This window comes from Microcystis sp. M53603_WE2 (assembly GCF_030065435.1).
Genome location: NZ_JASJFF010000500.1, coordinates 1 through 1,662 on the forward strand (window position 1 = coordinate 1; position 1,662 = coordinate 1,662).

The 1,662-nt window shown below is 51.3% G+C and carries 1 pseudogene; it reads left to right on the top strand.

Going from position 1 to position 1,662, the window contains the following annotated elements:
* Positions 1-153 precede the first annotated feature (153 nt).
* Positions 154-1,527: pseudogene (locus PX481_RS10385) on the top strand (HAD-IC family P-type ATPase); the annotation flags it as partial.
* Positions 1,528-1,662: the final 135 nt, after the last annotated feature.

Genomic DNA, 1,662 nt, shown 5'->3' on the forward strand with positions numbered 1-1,662 from the left:
GGAGTGATCAGGGGGAAATTCAGGGACTTTTTCCCTGAAAATTAGGTAATTGACCCCCTCAAAATCGGTAAAACCCCACACCCCACACCCCACACCCTACACCCTGCCCCTAGGAAAAACTTTTTCAGCAGACCCTAAATATGGTCGAGCATGATGCCAGTTCAATTATCATTGCCCTTGTATCATCAACTTTCTCAACCAGAGGTGATTGAATACTTGACCAGCGATGGGTCAGCGGGCTTATCAGCAGAAGCAGTGGCCAGTCGCTACGAAAAATATGGCCCGAATGAACTGCGATTTAAGCCGGGGAAACCAGCTTGGTTGAGATTTTTGGGGCAATTTCATCAGCCGCTACTCTATATTCTCTTGCTTGCGGGTACTATTAAGGCATTTTTAGGGTCTTGGACGAATGCCTCGGTGATTTGGGGAGTTACTCTGATCAATGCCATTATTGGCTATGTGCAGGAAGCTAAGGCGGAAGGTGCGATCGCTTCCCTAGCCAAAGCCGTAACCACAGAAGCGACCGTGTTGCGAGAGGGACAAACCCTCCGGATTCCATCTCAGGATTTGGTGCCAGGAGATATCGTTTTATTGGCATCGGGGGATAAAGTACCAGCGGACTTGAGGCTGCTGAAAGTCCGCAATTTGCAGGTGGATGAGTCTGCCCTGACCGGGGAATCCTTGCCCGGGTCAAAAGCGATCGAACCCTTACCCGGGGATACGCCCCTAGCAGAAAGGACAAACATGGCCTACGCAGGGAGTTTTGTTACCTTTGGACAGGGCAAAGGGATTGTTGTCTCTACGGCCAACGCCACCGAAGTGGGGCAGATTTCCCAGTCGATGGAAAGCCGAGTCAGCCTTAGCACACCCCTGACCCGTAAATTTGCCCAATTTAGCCGCACCCTACTTTACGCAATTTTGACCCTAGCAACCTTGACCTTTGCCATCGGGTTAGGACGGGGGAAATCTTGGATCGATATGTTTGAAGCTGCCGTTGCCCTCGCAGTGAGTGCGATTCCAGAAGGGCTGCCAGCAGTGGTAACGATTACCTTGGCCATTGGGGTCAACCGCATGGCCAGTCGCAATGCGATTATTCGTAAACTGCCCGCAGTGGAAGCATTGGGGAGTGCGACCGTCATTTGTTCCGACAAAACCGGAACCCTGACCGAAAATCAAATGACTGTACAGTCCATTTATACTGAAGGGCAATATTACGCCGTTAGTGGTGGTGGCTATAGTCCCAAGGGCGAAATTAGTCTGATCACCGATGGCAACCCTGGCAGCCCCTTTGCAGAGGAATTGCCGCCGGCCCTAGGGGATTGTCTGGTAGCTGGTTTGCTTTGTAATGACTCCGGGCTAAAACAAACGGGAGAAGATTGGTCAGTGGTGGGGGATCCTACGGAAGGGGCGCTGATTGCGGCCGCCGCCAAAGCAGGTCTCAGTCAATTGGGGCTATTGTCTTTAACCCCACGATTGGATGCAATTCCCTTTGAATCTGAGTACCAATACATGGCAACCCTGCTTGACATCCTCACCGCCGTAAACGGACGGTGATTCCCAAACCTCACGATTTGGGTTTCTGCTTCTTTCCCGAAGGATTTTTCGCACCTGCCTTAACAGATTTACTCTGTTCTGGTCTTATGGTCGCTCTACAGACTGACA